Origin of the sequence: Sphingobacterium litopenaei (assembly GCF_014692495.1) — a bacterium.
GTDB classification, from domain to species: domain Bacteria; phylum Bacteroidota; class Bacteroidia; order Sphingobacteriales; family Sphingobacteriaceae; genus Sphingobacterium; species Sphingobacterium litopenaei.
This window is the reverse complement of record NZ_JACOIJ010000033.1, coordinates 18,018-38,082: the sequence shown is the minus strand read 5'-3', so window position 1 is coordinate 38,082 and position 20,065 is coordinate 18,018. Positions and strand designations below refer to the sequence as shown.

The 20,065-nt window shown below is 36.1% G+C and carries 11 protein-coding genes and 1 tRNA gene; all 12 read left to right on the top strand.

From position 1 onward, the window contains the following. The first annotated feature begins 474 nt into the window (after window positions 1-474). The 12 genes from H8B04_RS14040 to H8B04_RS13985 all read left to right on the top strand — a co-directional run bounded on the left by H8B04_RS14040 (window position 475) and on the right by H8B04_RS13985 (window position 20,055). Window positions 475-1,713, top strand: coding sequence for an exo-beta-N-acetylmuramidase NamZ family protein (locus tag H8B04_RS14040; RefSeq protein WP_190302750.1), 1,239 nt, complete (start codon window positions 475-477; stop codon window positions 1,711-1,713). A gap of 98 nt (window positions 1,714-1,811) precedes the next feature. Beyond that, on the top strand, window positions 1,812-5,276 hold the full coding sequence (locus H8B04_RS14035; RefSeq protein ID WP_190302749.1) for a SusC/RagA family TonB-linked outer membrane protein: 3,465 nt from the start codon (window positions 1,812-1,814) through the stop codon (window positions 5,274-5,276). Window positions 5,277-5,295: 19 nt separating this feature from the next. Then, the gene (locus tag H8B04_RS14030) at window positions 5,296-7,095 is read left to right on the top strand and encodes a RagB/SusD family nutrient uptake outer membrane protein (RefSeq protein WP_149912764.1); all 1,800 of its coding nucleotides are present in this window, start codon (window positions 5,296-5,298) and stop codon (window positions 7,093-7,095) included. 32 nt (window positions 7,096-7,127) lie between these two features. After that, the gene (locus tag H8B04_RS14025) at window positions 7,128-8,564 is read left to right on the top strand and encodes a DUF4623 domain-containing protein (protein WP_149912765.1); all 1,437 of its coding nucleotides are present in this window, start codon (window positions 7,128-7,130) and stop codon (window positions 8,562-8,564) included. Between the two features lie 99 nt (window positions 8,565-8,663). Beyond that, window positions 8,664-10,127 (top strand): glycoside hydrolase family 10 protein, encoded by a 1,464-nt coding sequence (locus H8B04_RS14020; protein WP_190302748.1) that lies wholly within the window; start codon window positions 8,664-8,666, stop codon window positions 10,125-10,127. Window positions 10,128-10,175: 48 nt separating this feature from the next. Continuing rightward, window positions 10,176-12,008, top strand: coding sequence for an outer membrane protein assembly factor BamB family protein (locus H8B04_RS14015; protein ID WP_190302747.1), 1,833 nt, complete (start codon window positions 10,176-10,178; stop codon window positions 12,006-12,008). A 15-nt stretch (window positions 12,009-12,023) separates the two neighbouring features. Next, window positions 12,024-14,504 carry a glycoside hydrolase family 9 protein gene (locus H8B04_RS14010; protein WP_190302746.1) on the top strand — a complete coding sequence of 827 codons (2,481 nt, stop codon included), beginning with the start codon at window positions 12,024-12,026 and terminating at the stop codon, window positions 14,502-14,504. Between the two features lie 74 nt (window positions 14,505-14,578). Beyond that, window positions 14,579-15,394, top strand: a complete 816-nt coding sequence (gene murQ, locus H8B04_RS14005) for an N-acetylmuramic acid 6-phosphate etherase (RefSeq protein WP_149912768.1) — start codon at window positions 14,579-14,581, stop codon at window positions 15,392-15,394. Between the two features lie 16 nt (window positions 15,395-15,410). Further along, window positions 15,411-16,919: a sodium:solute symporter gene (locus H8B04_RS14000; RefSeq protein ID WP_190302745.1), complete on the top strand. Its 1,509-nt coding sequence runs from the start codon at window positions 15,411-15,413 to the stop codon at window positions 16,917-16,919. 68 nt (window positions 16,920-16,987) lie between these two features. Then, window positions 16,988-17,803, top strand: a complete 816-nt coding sequence (locus H8B04_RS13995; RefSeq protein WP_190302744.1) for a purine-nucleoside phosphorylase — start codon at window positions 16,988-16,990, stop codon at window positions 17,801-17,803. Window positions 17,804-17,846: 43 nt separating this feature from the next. Continuing rightward, window positions 17,847-19,832 carry a putative porin gene (locus tag H8B04_RS13990; protein ID WP_165290298.1) on the top strand — a complete coding sequence of 662 codons (1,986 nt, stop codon included), beginning with the start codon at window positions 17,847-17,849 and terminating at the stop codon, window positions 19,830-19,832. A gap of 145 nt (window positions 19,833-19,977) precedes the next feature. Next, window positions 19,978-20,055: transfer RNA gene (locus tag H8B04_RS13985), tRNA-Val, on the top strand. Window positions 20,056-20,065: the final 10 nt, after the last annotated feature.

The window sequence follows — 20,065 nt, the reverse complement described above, 5'->3', positions numbered from 1 at the left end:
ATCGTACAATCCTGAATAAGAACTGAACTGTATTTTTTGTTGGGTAGAAAGCATCCTGATATCCGTTAAAGCTTAATTTAAGATACAAAAAAAGGAGTAGAAAATGCACTTTCCACTCCTTTTTTTTGGCCCTATATAAAAGGGGACTTTTTCAGTGCCCTCCAATTTTTGGAGGCTTTTTTATGCTGAAAACGTTTGTGTAACATAAAAATTACTAAATAGTGTTTTTAGTACACTATATCCCTGACGTTTTTTATAGAAATAGTTGTTTTAATCAGGTTTTTTAACATTAATTTACATTTAATGATTTCTTATTGTTGCCTTAACAACTATCGTTTTTATGCGTTTTGTTGGTGGATACCCCACACATAAATGAATTAAACTATAGATATCTTGCTTTTTTGTGCGTTTTTGTTGTATTTTTATACCTATCAATCATCTATTATAAATTATTAAAGAATTAGTGTAATTAAAATGATAAAGACCAATATTCTAATTTCATTTACCTTATTATGTCTTATAATAGTGAGCTGCGGTATCTGCAACTCATCTAAAGAAAATAAGAAAAGCACAGCTGCTTCTAGTAGAGAATACGCTACTAATAAAATCATCCCTGGAGCTGATCAGGTGTCTAATTACCTGTCCTTTTTAAAAGGAAAGAAAGTGGGGCTTATGGGCAATCAAACGACTATTGTCGGTGATCGAAAGGAACATTTAGTTGATGTACTACTTAGAGAAGGTGTTGATTTGAAGTTTGGTTTTGCTCCTGAGCACGGCTTTAGGGGAACTATAGAACGTGGCGAGAAAGTAGATAATGATAAAGACTCAAAAACAGGTCTACCCTTATATACATTATATGGAGGTAACGAAAAACAAGATTCAATCGTACAGTCTATTGATGTAATGATATTTGATTTGCAAGATGTAGGTGCGCGTTTTTATACATATATCACATCTTTGCATCGTGTAATGGAGTTGTGTGCTAAACACAATAAAGAATTAATCGTATTGGATCGTCCGAATCCTTGTGGTGATCAAGTAGATGGACCAGTGCGCAAAGATGATAAATTCAAATCCAATGTTTCTTACCATAAAATCGCTATGGTGCATGGTCTAACTGTTGGTGAATTGGCCAAAATGATCAATGGCGAAAAATGGTTAGAAAACGGGCGTCAATGTAAATTGACTGTAATCCCAGTTGAAAACTGGGATCATTCTAAAATTTATGAATTACCTGTAATTCCTTCTCCTTCATTACCTAATCATCTTTCGGTTAGACTTTACGCATCATTATGCCTTTTTGAAGGTACTGAGATTTCCGTAGGACGTGGAACTGATTGGCCATTTCAAGTAGTTGGATATAATAATCCAGTTTATGGTAATTTCTCATATAATCCAGGTGAGAAGGAAGGGATGGTAAAACATGTTGAGGGTAAAGGTCAAACCATGTATGGATTGGATTTACGTCAATTGGACGCTGATAAGCAAAAATTTACACTAAAATATATTCTTGATTTTTATCAAAAAATGCCAGATAAGACAAAATTCTTTACTCGTGCTGAATTCTTCGACAAATTAGCTGGAACGGATGAATTGCGTAAACAAATTTTAGCTGGGAAAACAGAAAAAGAAATTCGCGCATCTTGGGCGAAAGAATTAGCTGATTATAAGAAAATGCGTAAGAAGTATTTGCTATACAAAGACTTTGAATAAGCTTTTTATTTAAAACAAACTAATTATGGTAGTCATGCCAAATAGCAAATGCAAATGCCATAAAATTATGATAATTCCATTTATTTAATATGCTATATATGAGAAATACATTACTATTCTCAATGGCGCTAGGATTAACTTTGTCTGCCCATGCGAATAGCGCAAAGGTAGCTAATAACGCGAATCTTAGTGCTGCTACTTCCTATTTAAATAATAGGTTGGTTCAAAATTCTGTGCAAGGAACAGTTTCTGATGCGAGTGGTCCTCTTCCAGGAGTTACTGTCTCAGTTATAGGTATTCCTGGTTCAACAAGTACCAATGCAAATGGTAAGTTTACGATAAACGCACCATTAGGTTCTACTTTGAGGTTCTCAAGTATTGGTTATGTTAGTCAAGATGTTAAAGTAACATCTAATACCGTTAATATTACGCTTTTGGAAGAAGATAACTCTTTGGAAGAGGTTGTAGTGGTTGGATATGGTACACAAAAGAAAGAGCATTTAACTGGAGCTGTATCTTCAATAAATGTAAGCGAAGTTATGGGATCTCGTCCTGTACCAGATGCTGGTAGAGGTATGCAAGGTACGATACCAGGATTATCCGTTACGCTTCCAACGGGCGAAGTTGGATCTGATCCAGTAATGAAAATCCGTGGTCAAATAGCTTCTATTGCTGGATCAAGTAATCCACTAATTTTAGTTGACAACGTAGAAATTCCAAGTATAAATCTTGTAAACCCCAATGACATTGAATCGATATCCGTATTAAAAGATGCTGCTTCATCATCTATTTATGGAGCAAAAGCTGCTTTTGGTGTTATTTTAATTACTACAAAGAAAGGATCTAAGACGGATTCTCATAATGTCTCATATTCCAATAACCTATCTCTTCAATCTCCAATGAAACCTATTGATATTGCAGGAATTGATGGGTTAGAGTATACACTAGAAGCACATGAAAATCAGCAGCAACCTGGTCCTGCAGGAGGGTTTTGGCGTGTAAATCGTGAAAGCTTAGAACGTATTAAGGAGTGGCAACAAAAATTTGGCGGTGTTGTTGGTGATTATGATCCGGTTTTATATGGTCGTGACTGGTACTTTGATGGAGTAGATAAGTTTGGTCTTAGATTATATGATCCAGCTAAAGTTATGATAAAAGATAATGCTTTTTCTCATTTACACAATTTGGGGTTAAGTGGAAAGTCTGGTAACACTAATTATAACTTAGGTGTAGGTTATTTAGGGCAGCAAGGTATGATGAGGCCTGCTCAACATGATGATTTTACTAGATATAATGCTACATTGAGCTTATCTACTAAAGTTAATGACTTTTTAACCTTAAGAGGAGGAGCTATGTATTCGGATGGTACAAAGCGTTATCCTAATTCAGCAACGGGATTTGGCGCGGATCCGTGGTTATATTTATACCGTTGGTCTAGATTGTTCCCAATAGCAGCACAAGAACATGGTACAGATGTAAGAGACCCTTATTTTGATACAAAAAATGCTCATACAGCCTACAAAACAGACCGTTATACCAATTTGAATTTAGGTACTACTATTGATATCATGAAAGGCTGGGATTTAAAGGCTGACTACGCATATAGTACCGAAAATGATTCAGATAGATCTTCTATGCCATCTTTCCGAGGTGCTTGGCATTGGTATGCTCCTGTTGCATGGAATGAAAATGGTTCACAAGTATATGTAGATGAAAATGGTATTCCTACCGATAATGGAGGTGTTCCAGGATATCGTTTCCCAGTAGAAACATATATTACGAAAGAGCAATCAAATATTTATAAGCGTTCACTAAATTCTAAACGACATACATTCAATGCATTCACTACCTATGGTAAAACATTTAATGAAGACCATGATGTGAAATTAATGTTAGGAACTAACGTTGTCGCGTATAAGTGGAACGATACTTGGGCCAGAAGAACTAACTTAATTAATGAAGAAAACCCTCAATTTAATTTTGCGACAGGAATTGAAACAAATGGAGCAAATGAAAATTGGGATTCGCAAGTAGGTTTCTTTGGTCGCGCTAATTATGTTTACAAAGGAAAATACTTAGTAGAAGGTAATTTGCGATATGATGGAACATCTAAATTCCCTCCTCATTTGAAATGGAGATGGTACCCATCTGTTTCTGCTGGTTGGGTAATATCTAATGAAGGCTTTATGGAAAATATTTCAGATGTATTATCATTTGCTAAAATTCGCGGTTCTTGGGGTAATATAGGTGATCAATCTGTATCCAACTCTTTATATGTTCCTACTATGGCTATTGGTAAAAATAATTGGTTAAATGGTTCAGGTCAACAGTTCTTCCAATTAGGTACTCCTGGAGCAGTCTCAACTGCAATTACGTGGCAAGATATAGAACACTCCAACATAGGAGCAGATTTACGATTCTTTAATAAGTTGGGTGTAACATTAGAGTATTTTCAAAGAAATACAAATAACATGATAATACCTGGCGAGTCATTGCCAAACACTTTCGGTGCCAGTGCACCTCAAGGCAATTTTGGAACTTTGCAAACTAAGGGTTGGGAGATAAATCTGGACTTCAGCCATACATTTGATAATGGTCTAAAATTAACAGCAAATGCTAATTTAGCAGATGCAATTTCTAAAATTACTAAAGGTGCTGATTGGAATACTCCATGGGAGAACCGTTTACTAAGTAACGCATATTCTACTGGCAGAACCTATGGTGATATTTTTGGTTATGTTACCGATCGCCTATATCAAGCAGATGATTTTGTCTATGATGCAAATGGAAATCACGTTGTAACCACTATAATTCATGAAGGTGCTACAAGGCAAACCAACCAGTTAGTTGGCGATAACCCAATCTATCAAACACAACTTCAAACAGGTACAGCATCTTGGGGATATATTTCTCCGGGTGATGTTAAATTTGTTGACGTTAATGGAGATGGATACATAACAAATGGTAAGAACACAAATGGAGATGCTGGAGATAGAGTGAAAATCGGAAATTCAACGCCTCGCTACGAATATGGTTTCCGTTTAGGAGCGGACTATAAAGGTTTTGATATGTCTGTGTTTTTACAAGGTGTCGGACAACGAGAAATTTGGGGTGCTGGCCAATTGGCAATTCCTGGTTTCCATGTAAAGGATGGTGCTATGCCACAAACATTTGCTGGTGATTTTTGGAAAAAAGATCGTACAGATGCATTTTATCCACGTGCTTGGAACTTGAATGGTGAGGCTAGTGGTCAAACTATGGTGCCACAATCACGATACCTATTAGATATGTCTTATTTTAAAATTAAGAATATCACTTTTGGTTATGGATTGCAAGGAGATGTATTACGTAAAGCAAAATTAAAAAATGCACGTATTTACGTGTCATTAGAAAACTTCTTTGTTTTTGATAATTTAAGAGGATTACCGATCGACCCAGAAGCGGTGTCGGGAACTGGAGGACCGTTGACCGAAGGTACTACTACAAATTACAATTTAGGTAGAACAGGTTCTGGAACACCGACTTTCAAATCTGCTTCTTTAGGTATTCAAATTGGTTTTTAATTAGTTAACAAGGGAAATTATGAAAATTAAATATAGCATAGCTCTTCTAACAGCTACCCTGATGTTTTCAAGTTGCGAGAAGTTCTTAGATAGGCCGCAACTAACATCTGCAAATGATGACAATGCGTGGACGACAGAAGAAAACGTACGTCTTTATGCAAATAAATATTATACTGATTTTTTTGAAGGATATGGTTCAGGATTTTCTTTAGGAAGCTCCTACTTATTATCCTTCAGCGATGATGTTGTAAGACAGGGTAACCAAGCTGAATTTACTTTAGCTGTACCTAATAGTGGAATTTGGTCATACACAAACATTCGCTCCATTAACATTATGTTGGATCGTGTTGAAACTCGCATGTCAACGATATTAACACCTGAGGCATATAATCACTGGATTGGGATTGGAAGATTCTTCCGCGCAATGGCCTATTCTGATCTAGTCCTTGCGTATGGGGATGTTCCTTATTATGACAAACCTGTAAGTGATACTGATTTCGACGCATTATTCAAAAACCGTACTCCGAGAAATGAAGTAATGGATGCAGTTTATGAAGATTTAAAATTTGCTTTAGAAAATGTACGTTTGAGCGATGGTGTACAATCTGTTAACCGTTATGTAGTAGCAGGTTTTATTTCTCGAATTGCTTTATCAGAAGGCTCGTGGCAAAAATATTATTATGAAAATGATGATCAAGCTAAAAAGTTTTTTGAACTAGCTCTTGAAGCTGGAGAACTAGTGATTTCTAGTTCTAAATATGATATAGTCACGGATTATAGATCCCAGTTTACTTCAGAGAATCTCAGTGGAAATAAGGATATGATTCTTTATAGAGAATATAATGAATCTATTAATGTAAAGCATGCATTATTATCTACCCATAATTTAGCCGATAATGTGACATATGGACCATCATCGGACTTAATTAAGTCTTTTATTTGCGTGGATGGTTCTGTGTGGCAAAATTCATCTGAAACTAATGCTAATAATTTTGTAACATCACAATTATTCAAAACAAGAGATTCTAGATTTGAAGCGGTGTTTCATGAAAAACCAACTGCAAGAAATAGAGGTTCATTCCTGTATATTACGAAGTTCCTTCCTCGTGATGTTGAAGCACGTGTAGCTGCAGGTGGTGCTGCGGGTACAGCGTTTACAGGTGCTAATAATACTACGGACGCCCCTGTATTAAGATATGCAGAAGTTTTACTAAATTGGATAGAAGCCAAAGCTGAATTATCAACTTTGGGTGCAGCCGCAGTGGATCAATCAGATATCGATCGTTCAATTAATAAAATTCGAAACAGACCATTAGCTGCTGAAGCTATACAAAAAGGAGTTAAGAAAACAGCACCTATGACTTTAGGTATGTTACCTTCTGATCCAGAAAGAGACGTTACTATTTCTCCGCTTATGTGGGAGATTCGTAGAGAACGTCGTATGGAGATGACATTCGAGTTTAATCGCTTAGCAGATTTGAAACGTTGGAAAAAACTAGATTATATGGATACCGATGCTAATCCTGATTTATTAGCAGGAGGTTGGGTTGATTTCCCAAATCAAATTCCTGGAGAAATTAAATCAGGTATTTCAGTAGTTAAGCTTAATGGACAAATCGAAGTTTTTAATCCAGACAATCCAGAAAGTGCAGCAAAAATGGTTGGATTCTACCGTTATAGTTTGAATCGTTCAAGACAACAATTCTTAGGCTTAGGTAATGTTAATCCATATTTATCGCCTATTGGAAGAAACCAAATAAATGAGTATCAGTCTCGTGGTTATGTATTATCACAAACAGAAGGGTGGGCTCAAAATTAATTTTGAATTCATTATATATTAATCATACATATATGAAAATTACAAAGCATACTATTGGTAGATTATTGCTTGCCTTTATCAGCATAGCTTCATTTATATCATGTACGGAGGATTTCCCAGGAAATGTTGAATCAGATAAATATACAGATTTGAAATCTATACGTATAGTAAATGCTGGTGCATCTGGTCAGGAAATTCTAGAAGGTCAAATTAATCAGAATACTAAATCAATTACATTTCCAAGGATCGATACTTTGTCCGATTTTGAAAATATCAAATTCGAAGCCATTACTTCTGAAGGCTCAAAACTTGAAAAAGAAATTTTTGAAATTCCTTATCAAAGCGGAGATACACAAAGGGAAATCATTTTGAAAGTAACAAATTTACCTCGTTTTAAAGAATATAAGGCCATAATTCGATTTAAAGTACCAGTTTATGGCGCTAATTTAGATGCACCGTCATACTATGACTATTCTTCTAATGCATTAGGAAATCCAATTTACCCTTCTTTAGCAACGGCTAATACCAGAGGTACAGGTTTTGATGGAAATCATGTTCTGATCATAGAAAGAGGGGGTGCTGGTGTTCATTTATTAGAAGTTAATAAACTTAAAAATAATGTAATAGAACGTATCCCATTAAATATGGAAGGAGTTACTGGTGGTACTTTAACTGTAAATATGGGGGCTCAAGCTCATGGTCACTCTTATGTTGCGAATCTTTCTGGAGCTCATGCATCTCCATTGAAATTATACCATTGGTCTGATCCTTCAAAAGCTCCAGATGTTGTTGCAAATATCAACGTTGGTAGTTTAGCTGGTGCAGCTGTTCGTCACGGTGATACATTTTCCATAAACATTGATAAAAATGGTAATGGATATGCGTACTTTATGGCTTCTTCTCAGATAATTCGTTTGAAAATAACAAATTTTAAGGAAGGTTCTGAACCCACAGTTATTACTTCACGAATTAATTATGAGCAGTGGGGACATTATTCTCAGATAGGAACAACTGAATCTTATATTATTTCAGGACACTCTCAGCCTTTTTCATTAGTGAATAATGGAGCATCTGCTTCTTATACTATGAAAGTAGAATCCTTACCGAAAAGTTTAACGGATATTAAAATATTTACATTTAATGGTACGAGATACTTATTAGGTATTACTGTCCCTAGAGGTGCGCCTAATGGAACTTCAGCGACAATGTACCTTTATAATATTAATAGAGGTAGTAACATTGTTGATGCGCTGACTGCTTTAGAACAAACGGCTATTGACGGGAAAGTGGCACCTCATATATTTTCATTCGAAGTAGGCACAACCGTAAATATTTCACCTGGAACTCAAGCTGGATATCATATTATAAAAGATGCTTCAGGTAAAGATGAAAAGTTAATGCTATATGGAGCAACTTCTCAAGGAGGTTTCGCTATCATTGAGTTTGGTGTAGCTGTTGCTGAAGATTAATTTTTAAAGTAGACAATTATAAAGGACATCTAAAACTTATCCCTAATAAGAATTAGATGTCCTTTCATTATTTTAACCGTTATAAATTTTACTTTCCATATGAAAATAATTTCAAATTATTTATTATTACTTTGTAGTGTAATATTATTATTTACTTCCTGTAGCAAGGAATCAGATGGTCCTAGTGTTTCTCCTCAGCCTACACCTGATCCCCCCTCCTCAGAATTAAAATTTCCACGTAAAGAAATGCGTGCTGCTTGGATGGCTACCGTTTGGGGAATAGATTGGCCTACTTCTAAAGAGATGGCTGTGCAGAAAAAGCAATATACTGATCTATTGGATAGATTAAAACAATTGAAGTTCAATACCGTTTTTGTACAGGTTCGCGGTATGGGCGATGCATTTTACAATTCTCCATATGAGCCATGGAGTGGTAATATCACAGGAACTCGCGGCAAGGACCCTGGATATGATGTGTTAAAATTTATGTTGGATGAAGCACATGCACGCGGCATTGAATTTCATGCATGGATAAATCCATATCGTATTGCTACACGTGCAGGCAGTAATACATCTTATCCTGCATTACATAGTTCTATTCAACAAAGTTGGGTAGTAGATCACGAAAAGATTCAGATTTACAATCCTGCTTTGCCAGAGGTAAGACAGCGTCTATCGGATATCGTGAAGGATCTTGTTACAAAATACGATGTTGATGGGTTACACATGGATGATTATTTTTATCCAGATCCTTCTAGCGCAGGTACCATGAAATCAGATGATGAAGACTTTAATAGATTAAAAGGTAATTTTACGGATAAAAATGCTTGGAGACGTGATAATGTCGATAAAGCTATTGAGTTAATATATAATACTATTAAAACACATAAGCCGTCAGTTGTATTTTCTATTTCTCCAGCAGCTAGTAGAAGCTATAATTATAATACCTTATATGCAGATTTACCTAAATGGACCCAAGCGGGATGGGTGGATATTTTAATCCCTCAATTATATCAAGAGATAGGTAATTCCTCTAATCCCTTCGAACGTAATTTAGCTGATTGGACGCAGTTTAGAGGTAAATCTAAAGTGGTTATTGGTCACGGGTATTATAAGTTTGGAGCAACTGACGGTGGTGCAAAATTTCAAAATGTACAAGAGCTGGAGAATCAATTTAACCTGGTTAGAAATAACAGGTATACTGTAGGTTCTGCTATATATTCCTCCAGAGATATACTTGCGAATAGAATTGGAATCACAGACAAATTAGCTGAACTATACGCCAAAGATGTTTTGATGCCTTTTGCAGGTCGCGAAGTAGCTACTGCTCCAGTTGTTCCAAGTAATCTAAAGTTAACAGGCAGCGAGTTGAACTGGGTTGGCTCAGGTAATAATATTCGTTTTGCTGTTTATTATTTCAGTAGCCTTACTGGAGAGGGTGAGTTAGTTGGTGTTACTGCTGCTAATAAAATTAATGTTACTAAAAATGGTCATTATGCTGTAACTGCATTGAACGAAGATCACGTAGAAAGTAAACCCTCAAATACAGTAGAGAAGAAATAAATAATAAATACCAATAAGGGTATCTTTAGATGCCCTTTAATTATACTTATGAAAAAAATATTTTTAGCACTCACTTTCAGTTTATGTCTTTCGGCAGTATTAGCTCAGTCCGCATTTAAATTTGCACAAATCACAGATACGCACATCGGAGGTCATTCTGGTGAAGAGGATTTGCGTCGAACGGTAGAAGATCTTAATAGTCAGACTGATATTGACTTTGTAATACTTTCAGGCGATGTCACTGAATTTGGTTCGGATGAGGAGTTGAAATTAGCCAAAAGGATATTGGATGGACTTAAATTGCCCCTGTATATCGTGCCAGGAAATCATGATAGCAATTGGTCAGAAAGTGGTGCGAATTCTTTTCGTAAAGTATTTGGTGGAGAAACTTTCTTTTTTGAACATAAAGGTTTTCAGTTTTTAGGTACAACCTCTGGACCTAATATGCGCATGAGTCCAGGTCAGATTCCACGTGAAAATTTAGTGTGGATAGACAGTATTTTTAAGGCACATCCAAATAAAGAGATACCTATGATTTCAATTAATCATTATCCATTAGATTCTTCGCTAAACAATTGGTACGAATTGGTGGATCGTTTGCAAACAAGAAATATTCAATTTGCATTATGCGGTCATGGACATAGTAACAAGCTGTACGATTGGGATGGAATTCCGGGCGTGATGAGTCGTTCAAATCTTCGTGCTAAAGCAGAAGTAGGTGGTTATAATATCATTACGCTGACGAAGGATTCTGTTTTCTTTCAAGAACGAAATCCATCAGTTTCTACACAAAATGCTTGGTTGAAGTTTCCATTAAAAAAACTAACATTCGACGGCAACTACAAACGTCCTGATTTCTCCGTGAATGCAACGACTAAAGCAAAAGTCGCTTGGGAATATATTAATGATGGTGATTTGGGGGCTGGATTTAGTTCCGATGGCAAATTAGCCTTCACAGCCAATACCATTGGAGAATTATACGCATTGGATATCAAAACAGGACTAAGAAAATGGGTATTTCAAACTGGTGGTAAAATTTATTCTACTCCCGCAGTAGCAAATGGTATTGTCATGGTTGGATCTTCGGATAATTTTATCTACGCTGTAAATAGTAAAACAGGGAAAGAAATTTGGAAAGTACAAGCTGATCATGCGGTATTAGGATCACCGAATATTTACAAAGGAAAAGTTTATATCGGGGCTTCGGATGGTATTTTCAGATGTATTGATTTGAAATCTGGTAAAGTCGTGTGGACATACGATCAGGTCAAAAACTATGTGTCTACATTACCTACCATTGCAGATGGAAAAGTGATATTTGGTTCTTGGGGTAATGGGTTTTATGCGTTGGATGTCAATACAGGTAGTTTGGTCTGGGAATGGAATAATGGTCATACCAACAGAATGTTTTCGGCAGCAGCTTGTTATCCAGTGGTCGCTAATAATCGTGTGTTTATCGTTGCACCAGATCGTTTTATGTCAGCATTAGATCTCAAAACAGGTAAAGTAATTTGGAGAGAAAAGAAGGATGAATACCGTGTTCGCGAATCAATGGGACTATCCTTTGATGAAAAATACGTATACGCAAAGACTATGGATGGTGAATTAATAGGAATTTCAGTGACTGCTAATCATATGGATGTGAGCTGGAAATCAAAGCTAAAATTACCATATGAGTTAACACCTTCGGCTATTTATAGCAATAAGGATTTGGTTGTGGTACCGAATAATTCTGGATTAGTATCTGCAGTACATCCGAAATCTGGTGAAGTGCTTTGGCAATATAAAATTACCAATGGCATGGTGAATCCGACTTTGGTAACCAAAAAATATATAATTGCAAGTACAATGGACGGTAAGATCGTCAAACTAACTTACTAGTTATAGTAACCAGCCATGAAAAAAATAATATCTTTAATCCTTCAACTTTGTATAGTTTCCTTGACTTTTGCGCAGCAGCAGCAGCAGCAGCAGTCGTGGATTCGGATAAATCAACTTGGCTATTTGCCAGAAAGTACTAAAGTGTTGGTTTGGGTTTCCAAAACGGATACTAGAATTAAATCTTTTACAGTAATTGATGCCAAGACCAATAAGTCAGTTTACAAAGGTAAAGTCAATAAAATATTCGGAAAATATGGTCCTTTTGATCAAGGTGCAAGATTGGATATTTCAGCTGTAAAAAAAGAGGGTACATACATCGTAAAAACGAATGATGGAACTTCATCAGCTGTGATTAAAATAAATAAAGATGTATATAAAGGATCAGCAGATTATGCATTGCGGTATATGCGTCAACAACGGACATTATTCAATCCCTATTTAAAAGATAGTTGTCATACGCACGATGGCTTCACGATGTATGCTTCCTCAGTTGGTTTACCTGATAGCACGCATATTGACGCTGGAGGTGGCTGGCACGATGCGTCCGATTATTTGCAATATTCCACTACTTCAGCGAATGCTACTTTTCATTTATTGGCTGCATATCGTGATTTTCCACAAGTGTTTTCAGATGAAAAACAAGCAAATGGCTTGGATGGAAACAATGGTATTGCAGATGTTCTGGACGAAGCAAAATGGGGATTAGATTGGTTGTTAAAAATGCATCCAAAATCTAACATGATGTTTAATCAAATAGCTGACGATCGTGATCATTCGGGTTACAGATTGCCGGGGCTAGACTCTTTATACGGAAGAGGTCACGAACGTCCTGTTTACTTCATAGATGGTAAACCTCAGCAGAGGGGTAAGTTTATGAATAATACCAAAGGTACAAGTTCTACTGCTGCAAAATTAACAAGTGCATTTGCTTTGGGGTACCAATTGTTGAACAATTCGCATGCGGATTATGCTAAACTTTTGAAAGAAAAAGCAAAATCAGCATACGATTACGCCCATATCAAACCCGGTGTCACACAAACTGTCTCTGTTAAATCACCATACATTTATGCCGAAGATAATTGGGTAGACGATATGGAACTAGCAGAAGCAATGATGTACTCGTTGGATAAAGATAAAGTCAACCTTTCCAAAGGCTTGGATTATGCTCGTCAAGAGCCCGTTACACCCTGGATGATTCGTGACACAGCAAATCACTATCAATACTATCCTTTTATTAATTTGGGCCATTATGAGTTAGCTAAATTGATGGAAGGCCAGGACAAGCAAGAGATTTTGAAGTATTACAAAGATGGGATAGAATACGTATGGAACAGAGCCAGAGAAAATATGTTTTATCGTGGTGTCCCTTACATTTGGTGTAGCAATAATTTAACAACATCCTTTGCTATTCAAGCATATTGGTACAAAAAATTGACTGGCGATGCACAATATCAGGAATTAGAACAAGCAAATTTTGATTGGTTATTTGGTGTAAATCCTTGGGGAACAAGTATGGTGGTCGGTTTACCTGCTGATGGTGATACCCCAGTATATCCACATTCATCGTTTACTTATTTGCATAATTATACCATTGATGGTGGATTAGTAGATGGACCAGTTTATGCCAGGATATACAATAATTTAATTGGAATTCAGTTATTAAAACCAGATGGTTATGCTGAATTTCAAAGTGATTTAGTAGTTTACCACGATGATTTTGGTGATTACAGCACGAATGAGCCAACAATGGACGGTACGGCGTCGTTGATTTATCTGCTCTCAGCAAAGGAAGCAGAGAGTAAAAAAAAAAAGATAATAGATGAATATGGCGCTGTAGTGCGCGGTAATCTAGACAATAGAAATATAAGTCTCGTTTTTACAGGTGATGAATTTCGAGATGGATTACCGCATATTAGCCACGTATTGGAAAAGAAAGATGTGGGTGCTTCTTTTTTTGTGACAGGTAAATTTTTAGAAGATAAAAAGTCGGTAAATCTTCTGAAAAAATTAGCAAAGAAAGGACATTATATCGGACCACATTCAGATAAGCATTTATTGTATTCACCGTGGGAAAATCGTGATAGCTTATTGCTGACCAAAATGGAGTTTGTAAATGATTTGGAAGCAAACGTACAATGTCTTGGAAAAATAGGAATTGAAAGAGGAAATATTTTTATTGCGCCTTATGAGTGGTACAATAAAAAAATTGTAGAGTGGTCAACAGAAATGGGCTTTCAGGTGTACAATTTTACACCGGGGTTGCGAACTCCTGCTGATTATACTTATCCAGAAATGGGTGCTAGATATATGTCTTCCTTTAGGATTTTGAACCAATTACATGAATTTGAAAAGGCAAACGGGTTGAATGGTTATATTATTCTTATTCATTTAGGGACTGATTCGCGCCGTACGGATAAATTATATTTGAAACTGGAACAAATCATAGATGAATTGCGCTCAAAAAAATATAATTTCGTATCGCTTGAAAATTTATAATTGCGTTTTTTTGCGTGTTTTGTAAAAAAATCGCATATTTACGATATTAAAATAAAATTAAGATTTCGATTTAGATGGTTAATACAACAGAGAAGGATTCGAATTATCAGGATTTGGACAAAATGTCTGTCCTTGAGTTACTTATTAATATAAATAAAGAAGATAAAACAGTTCCTTTAGCAGTGGAACGGTCAATCCCTCAGATTGAGGCTTTAGTTGATGTGGCAGTAGCGGGAATGAAAAAAGGTGGTCGGATTTTTTATATAGGAGCTGGAACGAGCGGTCGTTTAGGTATTTTAGATGCTTCGGAATGTCCACCTACATATGGTGTTCCATTTGATTGGGTAATCGGTCTTATTGCTGGTGGTGATACCGCTATTCGCAAAGCAGTTGAGTTTGCAGAAGATGATATGCAACAAGCGTGGAAAGATTTAGATGAATATGTAATCACAGAAAACGATATTATTATAGGAATTGCAGCTTCTGGTACGACTCCTTATGTGATTGGTGGTTTGCAAGAGGCAAATAAACGTGGCATAGCCACAGGTTGTGTGGTATGTAATGGCGGTTCACCGATTGCGGCTATCGCAAAATATCCTGTAGAGGTAATTGTGGGTCCTGAATTTGTAACAGGTTCTACACGTATGAAATCAGGTACAGCACAAAAATTAGTGTTGAATATGATCAGTACTTCTGTTATGATCCAATTGGGACGCGTGAAAGGAAACAAAATGGTAGACATGCAATTATCAAATCACAAATTAGTAGGTCGTGGTGTGCGCATGGTTATGGCTGAAACAGGCGCTGAAGAAACTTTAGCAACAGAATTGTTGGAAAAGTTTGGAAATGTGCGTCAAGCTATCGAAGCATTCAATCAAAAACAATACTAAACATTAAAGACTATATATGTCTCCTATAATATTATTATCATTTCTAGTAGTTTATTTTGCTGTATTATTGGCTGTTTCACATTTTACATCTAAAGGCTCGGCAGATAACTCCACCTTTTTCGTAGCTAACCGTAATTCCAAATGGTATTTAGTTGCTTTTGGAATGATTGGTACTGCACTATCAGGTGTTACATTTATTTCTGTTCCAGGAGATATTGGTAATGCACCGGCTGGTTTAGCAGCGAATAATTTTAGTTATTTCCAATTCGTTTTGGGAAATGCACTAGGCTTTATCATTATTGCTTACGTACTATTGCCATTGTATTATCGTATGAATCTAACTTCCATCTATACCTATTTGGAAGAAAGATTAGGGTATAAAAGTTACAAGTCTGGTGCGATGATCTTTTTAGTGTCACGTACTATCGGTTCAGCATTTCGTCTTTATTTGGTAGCTATTGTATTGCAACGCTATATTTTTGATGCTTGGAATATTCCTTTTATCGTAACCGTAGCGGGCTGTTTGTTGTTAATTTGGTTATATACCAACAAAGGTGGTCTAAAAACAATTATTATCACAGATACATTGCAAACTACATTCTTAGTGCTTGCTGTAATTTTGTCAATCTATTTTATGGCAGATGGACTTGGAATTACAGTAGTAGAAGCATTTGAAAAAGTAAAAGATAGTTCTTATTCTAAAGTTTTTGTTTGGGAAAATCTTTTAGGTGATACAAGACACTTCTGGAAACATATTATTGGTGGTGCTTTTGTTACAATTGCAATGACTGGTCTTGACCAAGATTTGATGCAAAAGAACTTAAGTATGAAAACAATTGGTGAAGCGCAAAAGAATATGATGACTTTCACATCCATTTTTGTGGTTATCAATGTGTTCTTCTTGTGTGTTGGAGCTTTGTTGTATTTCTACGCTGAAGCAAATGGTATCAATGTGAAAGATTTGGGTAAGTCGGATTATTTGTACCCAGAGATTGCGTTGAAACATTTAGGATTGTTACCAGGAATCGTATTTATGATGGGCTTGACGGCTGCAACTTTTGCGACAACGGATTCTGCTTTGACTGCACTGACGACATCATACTGCGTGGATTTCTTAGGTTTCAATAAAAAGGAAAATCCAAATGATCCTAAATTGGTGAAGCAAAGAAACATTGTACACATGGCATTCTCTATTGTGATGTTGCTTGTGATTGTGTTATTCCATGCGATCAATGATGACTCGGTAGTATCAGCAATTTTCAAAATTGCGGGTTACACCTATGGGCCATTATTGGGTTTATTTGCCTTCGGTATTTTGACAAAACGTCAAGTGAATGACAATCTTGTACCATATATCTGCGTGTTGGCACCGATTCTTATTTGGTTAATGACCTTATATGTATTGCCACATACTACATACAAAATTGGTTTCGAATTGATCGTTTACAACGGATTAATTACGTTCATATTATTGTGGTTTACTTCTCCAGGAAGAGCTTCAGATAAGCAATTGTCGGCTAAATAATAAAGCCTATAAGTGATTTGTGTGTGCAAAAAATTAACACTAAGTTTGAGTATTAGTTTTTTGTACACATGTATCATTTAATAGACGACACGGTTTCCTTTATTCGTCAACGCATTGGCGATTTCACTCCCGAATTTGGTATTATATTAGGTACAGGCTTAGGAAAGCTTGTCAATGAAATCGAAGTACACTATCAATTGATGTATTCCAACATTCCTAATTTCCCTATTTCCACAGTGGAATTCCATACAGGTAAATTGATATTTGGGATTTTGAATGGTCGTAAGGTCGTGGCTATGCAAGGAAGGTTGCATTACTACGAGGGATACAATATGCAGGAGGTAACTTTTCCTGTGCGAGTCATGCGAGACTTAGGTATTCAGAAACTATTCGTTTCCAATGCATCTGGTTCATTGAATTCTGCAATTAAAAAAGGTGATATTGGTATTATCGACGATCATATCAATTTGCTTACTGACAATCCATTACGCGGTCCTAATGACGAAACTTATGGTTCTCGCTTTCCTGATATGAGCGCTCCTTATGATAAAAAGATGCAAGAACAGGGTTTAGAGATTGCAAAGAGACTGGGTGTTAATGCGCATCGAGTAGTCTACGTGTCCACACCTGGTCCTAATCTGGAAACACGTGCCGAATACCGTTATATGCGACTAATGGGGGGCGATATCGTGGGAATGAGTACAGTGCCTGAAGTAATCGTAGCCAATCACATGGGCTTACCTGTGTTTGCCATTTCTGTTATTACGGATGAAGGTTTTCATGAGGACCTGCAGCCTGTTTCTCTTTCGGAGATAGTTAAAATAGCCGCAGAAGTAGAGCCAAAAATGACACAGGTGTTAAAAGAGTTAATTGCACTACAATAACATCATAATTTCTTTATTTTTGCGAAATATATTCCAGTAATAGATGAGTAGTAATTTTTTGCGTAGCCTCTTAAGTATAGTATTCTTCTTGTCACTAACTTTTGCCGTCCAAGCACAGGTCAATGATGAATTTAGTTCGGCATTAGATTCTGCCCGAGCAAAAGAAGATAATAAGAAAGATTCTGTGGTCTTTTCAGCAAAATATGTGCGTTATGCTACATTGAATATGTTGAAATATGCGACTTATACCCAACAAATAGATACTACACACTACAATTTCCAATATTACAATAAACAGAACCTTCCTTGGAATCCAAGTATAAATCTCGGCTCGTACGGGTTGGCAACACGAGATTTACTTTTTCAGCCCAGTAAGAAGATTGGTTTTCAGCCTGGTTTTCATGCTTTAGAACGTTATCTATTGACTTCCGATTCTGTACAGTATTACCGTGCAAGAGCGCGTTATTCGGAATTGTATGCTGTAGGATTCTTTTTTGCAGATCAAGTGTTCAAAGCAAAACTTACCCAAAATATAAATCCAAACTGGAATATAGGTGTAGATTATCATGCGACTAATACGGATGGATATTTTTATAATCAAGATTACAACGACAGGAAAGGTTCAGTGAATACTTGGTATGAGTCACCAAGCAAACGTTATAATATGATTGCTAATATGACTTTCAATAAATTGGACGCTCCTGAAAATGGGTCTGTATTAAATGATACCGTATTTAGAGATCCTAAAGTAAGTTCTTGGTATTCGGTAGGTACTCGCTTGCGTGGTCAACGCCAGACTCGACCTTATAATAAGTGGAATGATAATAGCTTTTTCCTGCGCCAATCCTATTATATAGGTCGATTGGATACGGTTAATAAAGATCAGCCCGAAATGGAAATTCATCCTACTAACGCTATTGCGCACAATACTCATATTCGTCAACAACGATTTGTGTTTTATAAAAATGAGGATGATACATACAGTGCTTTTCCATTTGGAAATTTTAAAGAAGTGCACGATACCACTAAGGTAACTACGATTTCAAATGAATTTACCTATGCATTTTATTTACGTCCTAAATCAGTTTTGAAAAATGAGGCTAAATTAAATCTAGGTTTTCAAAACGATTTGATTTGGTATGCAGATAGTATTTCCACAGATTTTTATCAAAATTCCTCTGTAAAGGGAGATTTGAGTTATAAATTTTCTGATCGCATTAATTTTAATTTGGGTGTGAATCAAATCGTAGTGGGGCACAATTTTGGTGATTATTTGTATGAGGCGAAAGCTGATATTTTGATAGGTGAAAAGGTGGGGAAGATTTCATTAGGAGCTTATTCCCAAAATAAATCTCCCGAAATGGTATTCAACCGTATGAATTATACCTATCATCAATGGAACAATAATTTAGATAAAACCAAAACACAGAATTTATCTTTCATGTACAGCAACCCTAAATTAGGATTTAAGGGACGTGTAGAATACTTCTTAATTAACAATTACACCTATTTCAAGGAGGTAGATAATCCTAATGATGATGGCAGACTGGATAAGGTGATTGAAGCCGCTCAATATGGTAATTTGAATTTTATAAAAGCTACTGTGGAGCAAAATTTCAAGTTTGGAAAGTTCCATTTGGATAACCGTGTAGTCTATCAAAAGTCAGATGCCATGAATATCATTGCTACTCCGGAATTATATACTTGGCATAGTTTCTACTATGATGCTAGATGGTTTGATGTGTTGAATTTACGTATAGGTACGGATGTCCGTTTCAATACGCCATTCGTAACTCCTTCTTACTCGATCAACACAGGACAGTTTTATAATACGAATACAAGCTTAGAATTTTCTACATATCCTATAGTTGATTTTTGGGCAACAATGAATATTAAGCGTGTAAATTTATTTATCAGTAATAATTTTACCAATCAATATTTGTATCCAAAAGGATATTATACAGTTCGTCGTTATCCTATGAATCCAGCAAACTTTAGATTTGGTGCTTCTTGGAAATTTTATGACTAAAATTTATCTATCTTTTTATTAGGAAATTACACTTTAAGACAGTAAAAAAGTTGCAAAAACATTTTGAAACTTAAAAATTAGGGCTATATTTGCACACGCAATCAGGATAAGGTTGCTCGTTCTGAAAAAGAATAAAAAAATGTTTGGAGGCTTAGCTCAGCTGGTTCAGAGCATCTGCCTTACAAGCAGAGGGTCACTGGTTCGAATCCAGTAGCCTCCACCAAACATTCTAC

What these genes read in the sequence shown, in the direction of transcription:
- H8B04_RS14040 (WP_190302750.1), top strand. Translation starts at nt 475, where the DNA reads ATGATAAAGACCAATATTCTAATTTCATTTACCTTATTATGTCTTATA.
- H8B04_RS14035 (WP_190302749.1), top strand. Translation starts at nt 1,812, where the DNA reads ATGAGAAATACATTACTATTCTCAATGGCGCTAGGATTAACTTTGTCT.
- H8B04_RS14030 (WP_149912764.1), top strand. Translation starts at nt 5,296, where the DNA reads ATGAAAATTAAATATAGCATAGCTCTTCTAACAGCTACCCTGATGTTT.
- H8B04_RS14025 (WP_149912765.1), top strand. Translation starts at nt 7,128, where the DNA reads ATGAAAATTACAAAGCATACTATTGGTAGATTATTGCTTGCCTTTATC.
- H8B04_RS14020 (WP_190302748.1), top strand. Translation starts at nt 8,664, where the DNA reads ATGAAAATAATTTCAAATTATTTATTATTACTTTGTAGTGTAATATTA.
- H8B04_RS14015 (WP_190302747.1), top strand. Translation starts at nt 10,176, where the DNA reads ATGAAAAAAATATTTTTAGCACTCACTTTCAGTTTATGTCTTTCGGCA.
- H8B04_RS14010 (WP_190302746.1), top strand. Translation starts at nt 12,024, where the DNA reads ATGAAAAAAATAATATCTTTAATCCTTCAACTTTGTATAGTTTCCTTG.
- murQ (WP_149912768.1), top strand. Translation starts at nt 14,579, where the DNA reads ATGGTTAATACAACAGAGAAGGATTCGAATTATCAGGATTTGGACAAA.
- H8B04_RS14000 (WP_190302745.1), top strand. Translation starts at nt 15,411, where the DNA reads ATGTCTCCTATAATATTATTATCATTTCTAGTAGTTTATTTTGCTGTA.
- H8B04_RS13995 (WP_190302744.1), top strand. Translation starts at nt 16,988, where the DNA reads ATGTATCATTTAATAGACGACACGGTTTCCTTTATTCGTCAACGCATT.
- H8B04_RS13990 (WP_165290298.1), top strand. Translation starts at nt 17,847, where the DNA reads ATGAGTAGTAATTTTTTGCGTAGCCTCTTAAGTATAGTATTCTTCTTG.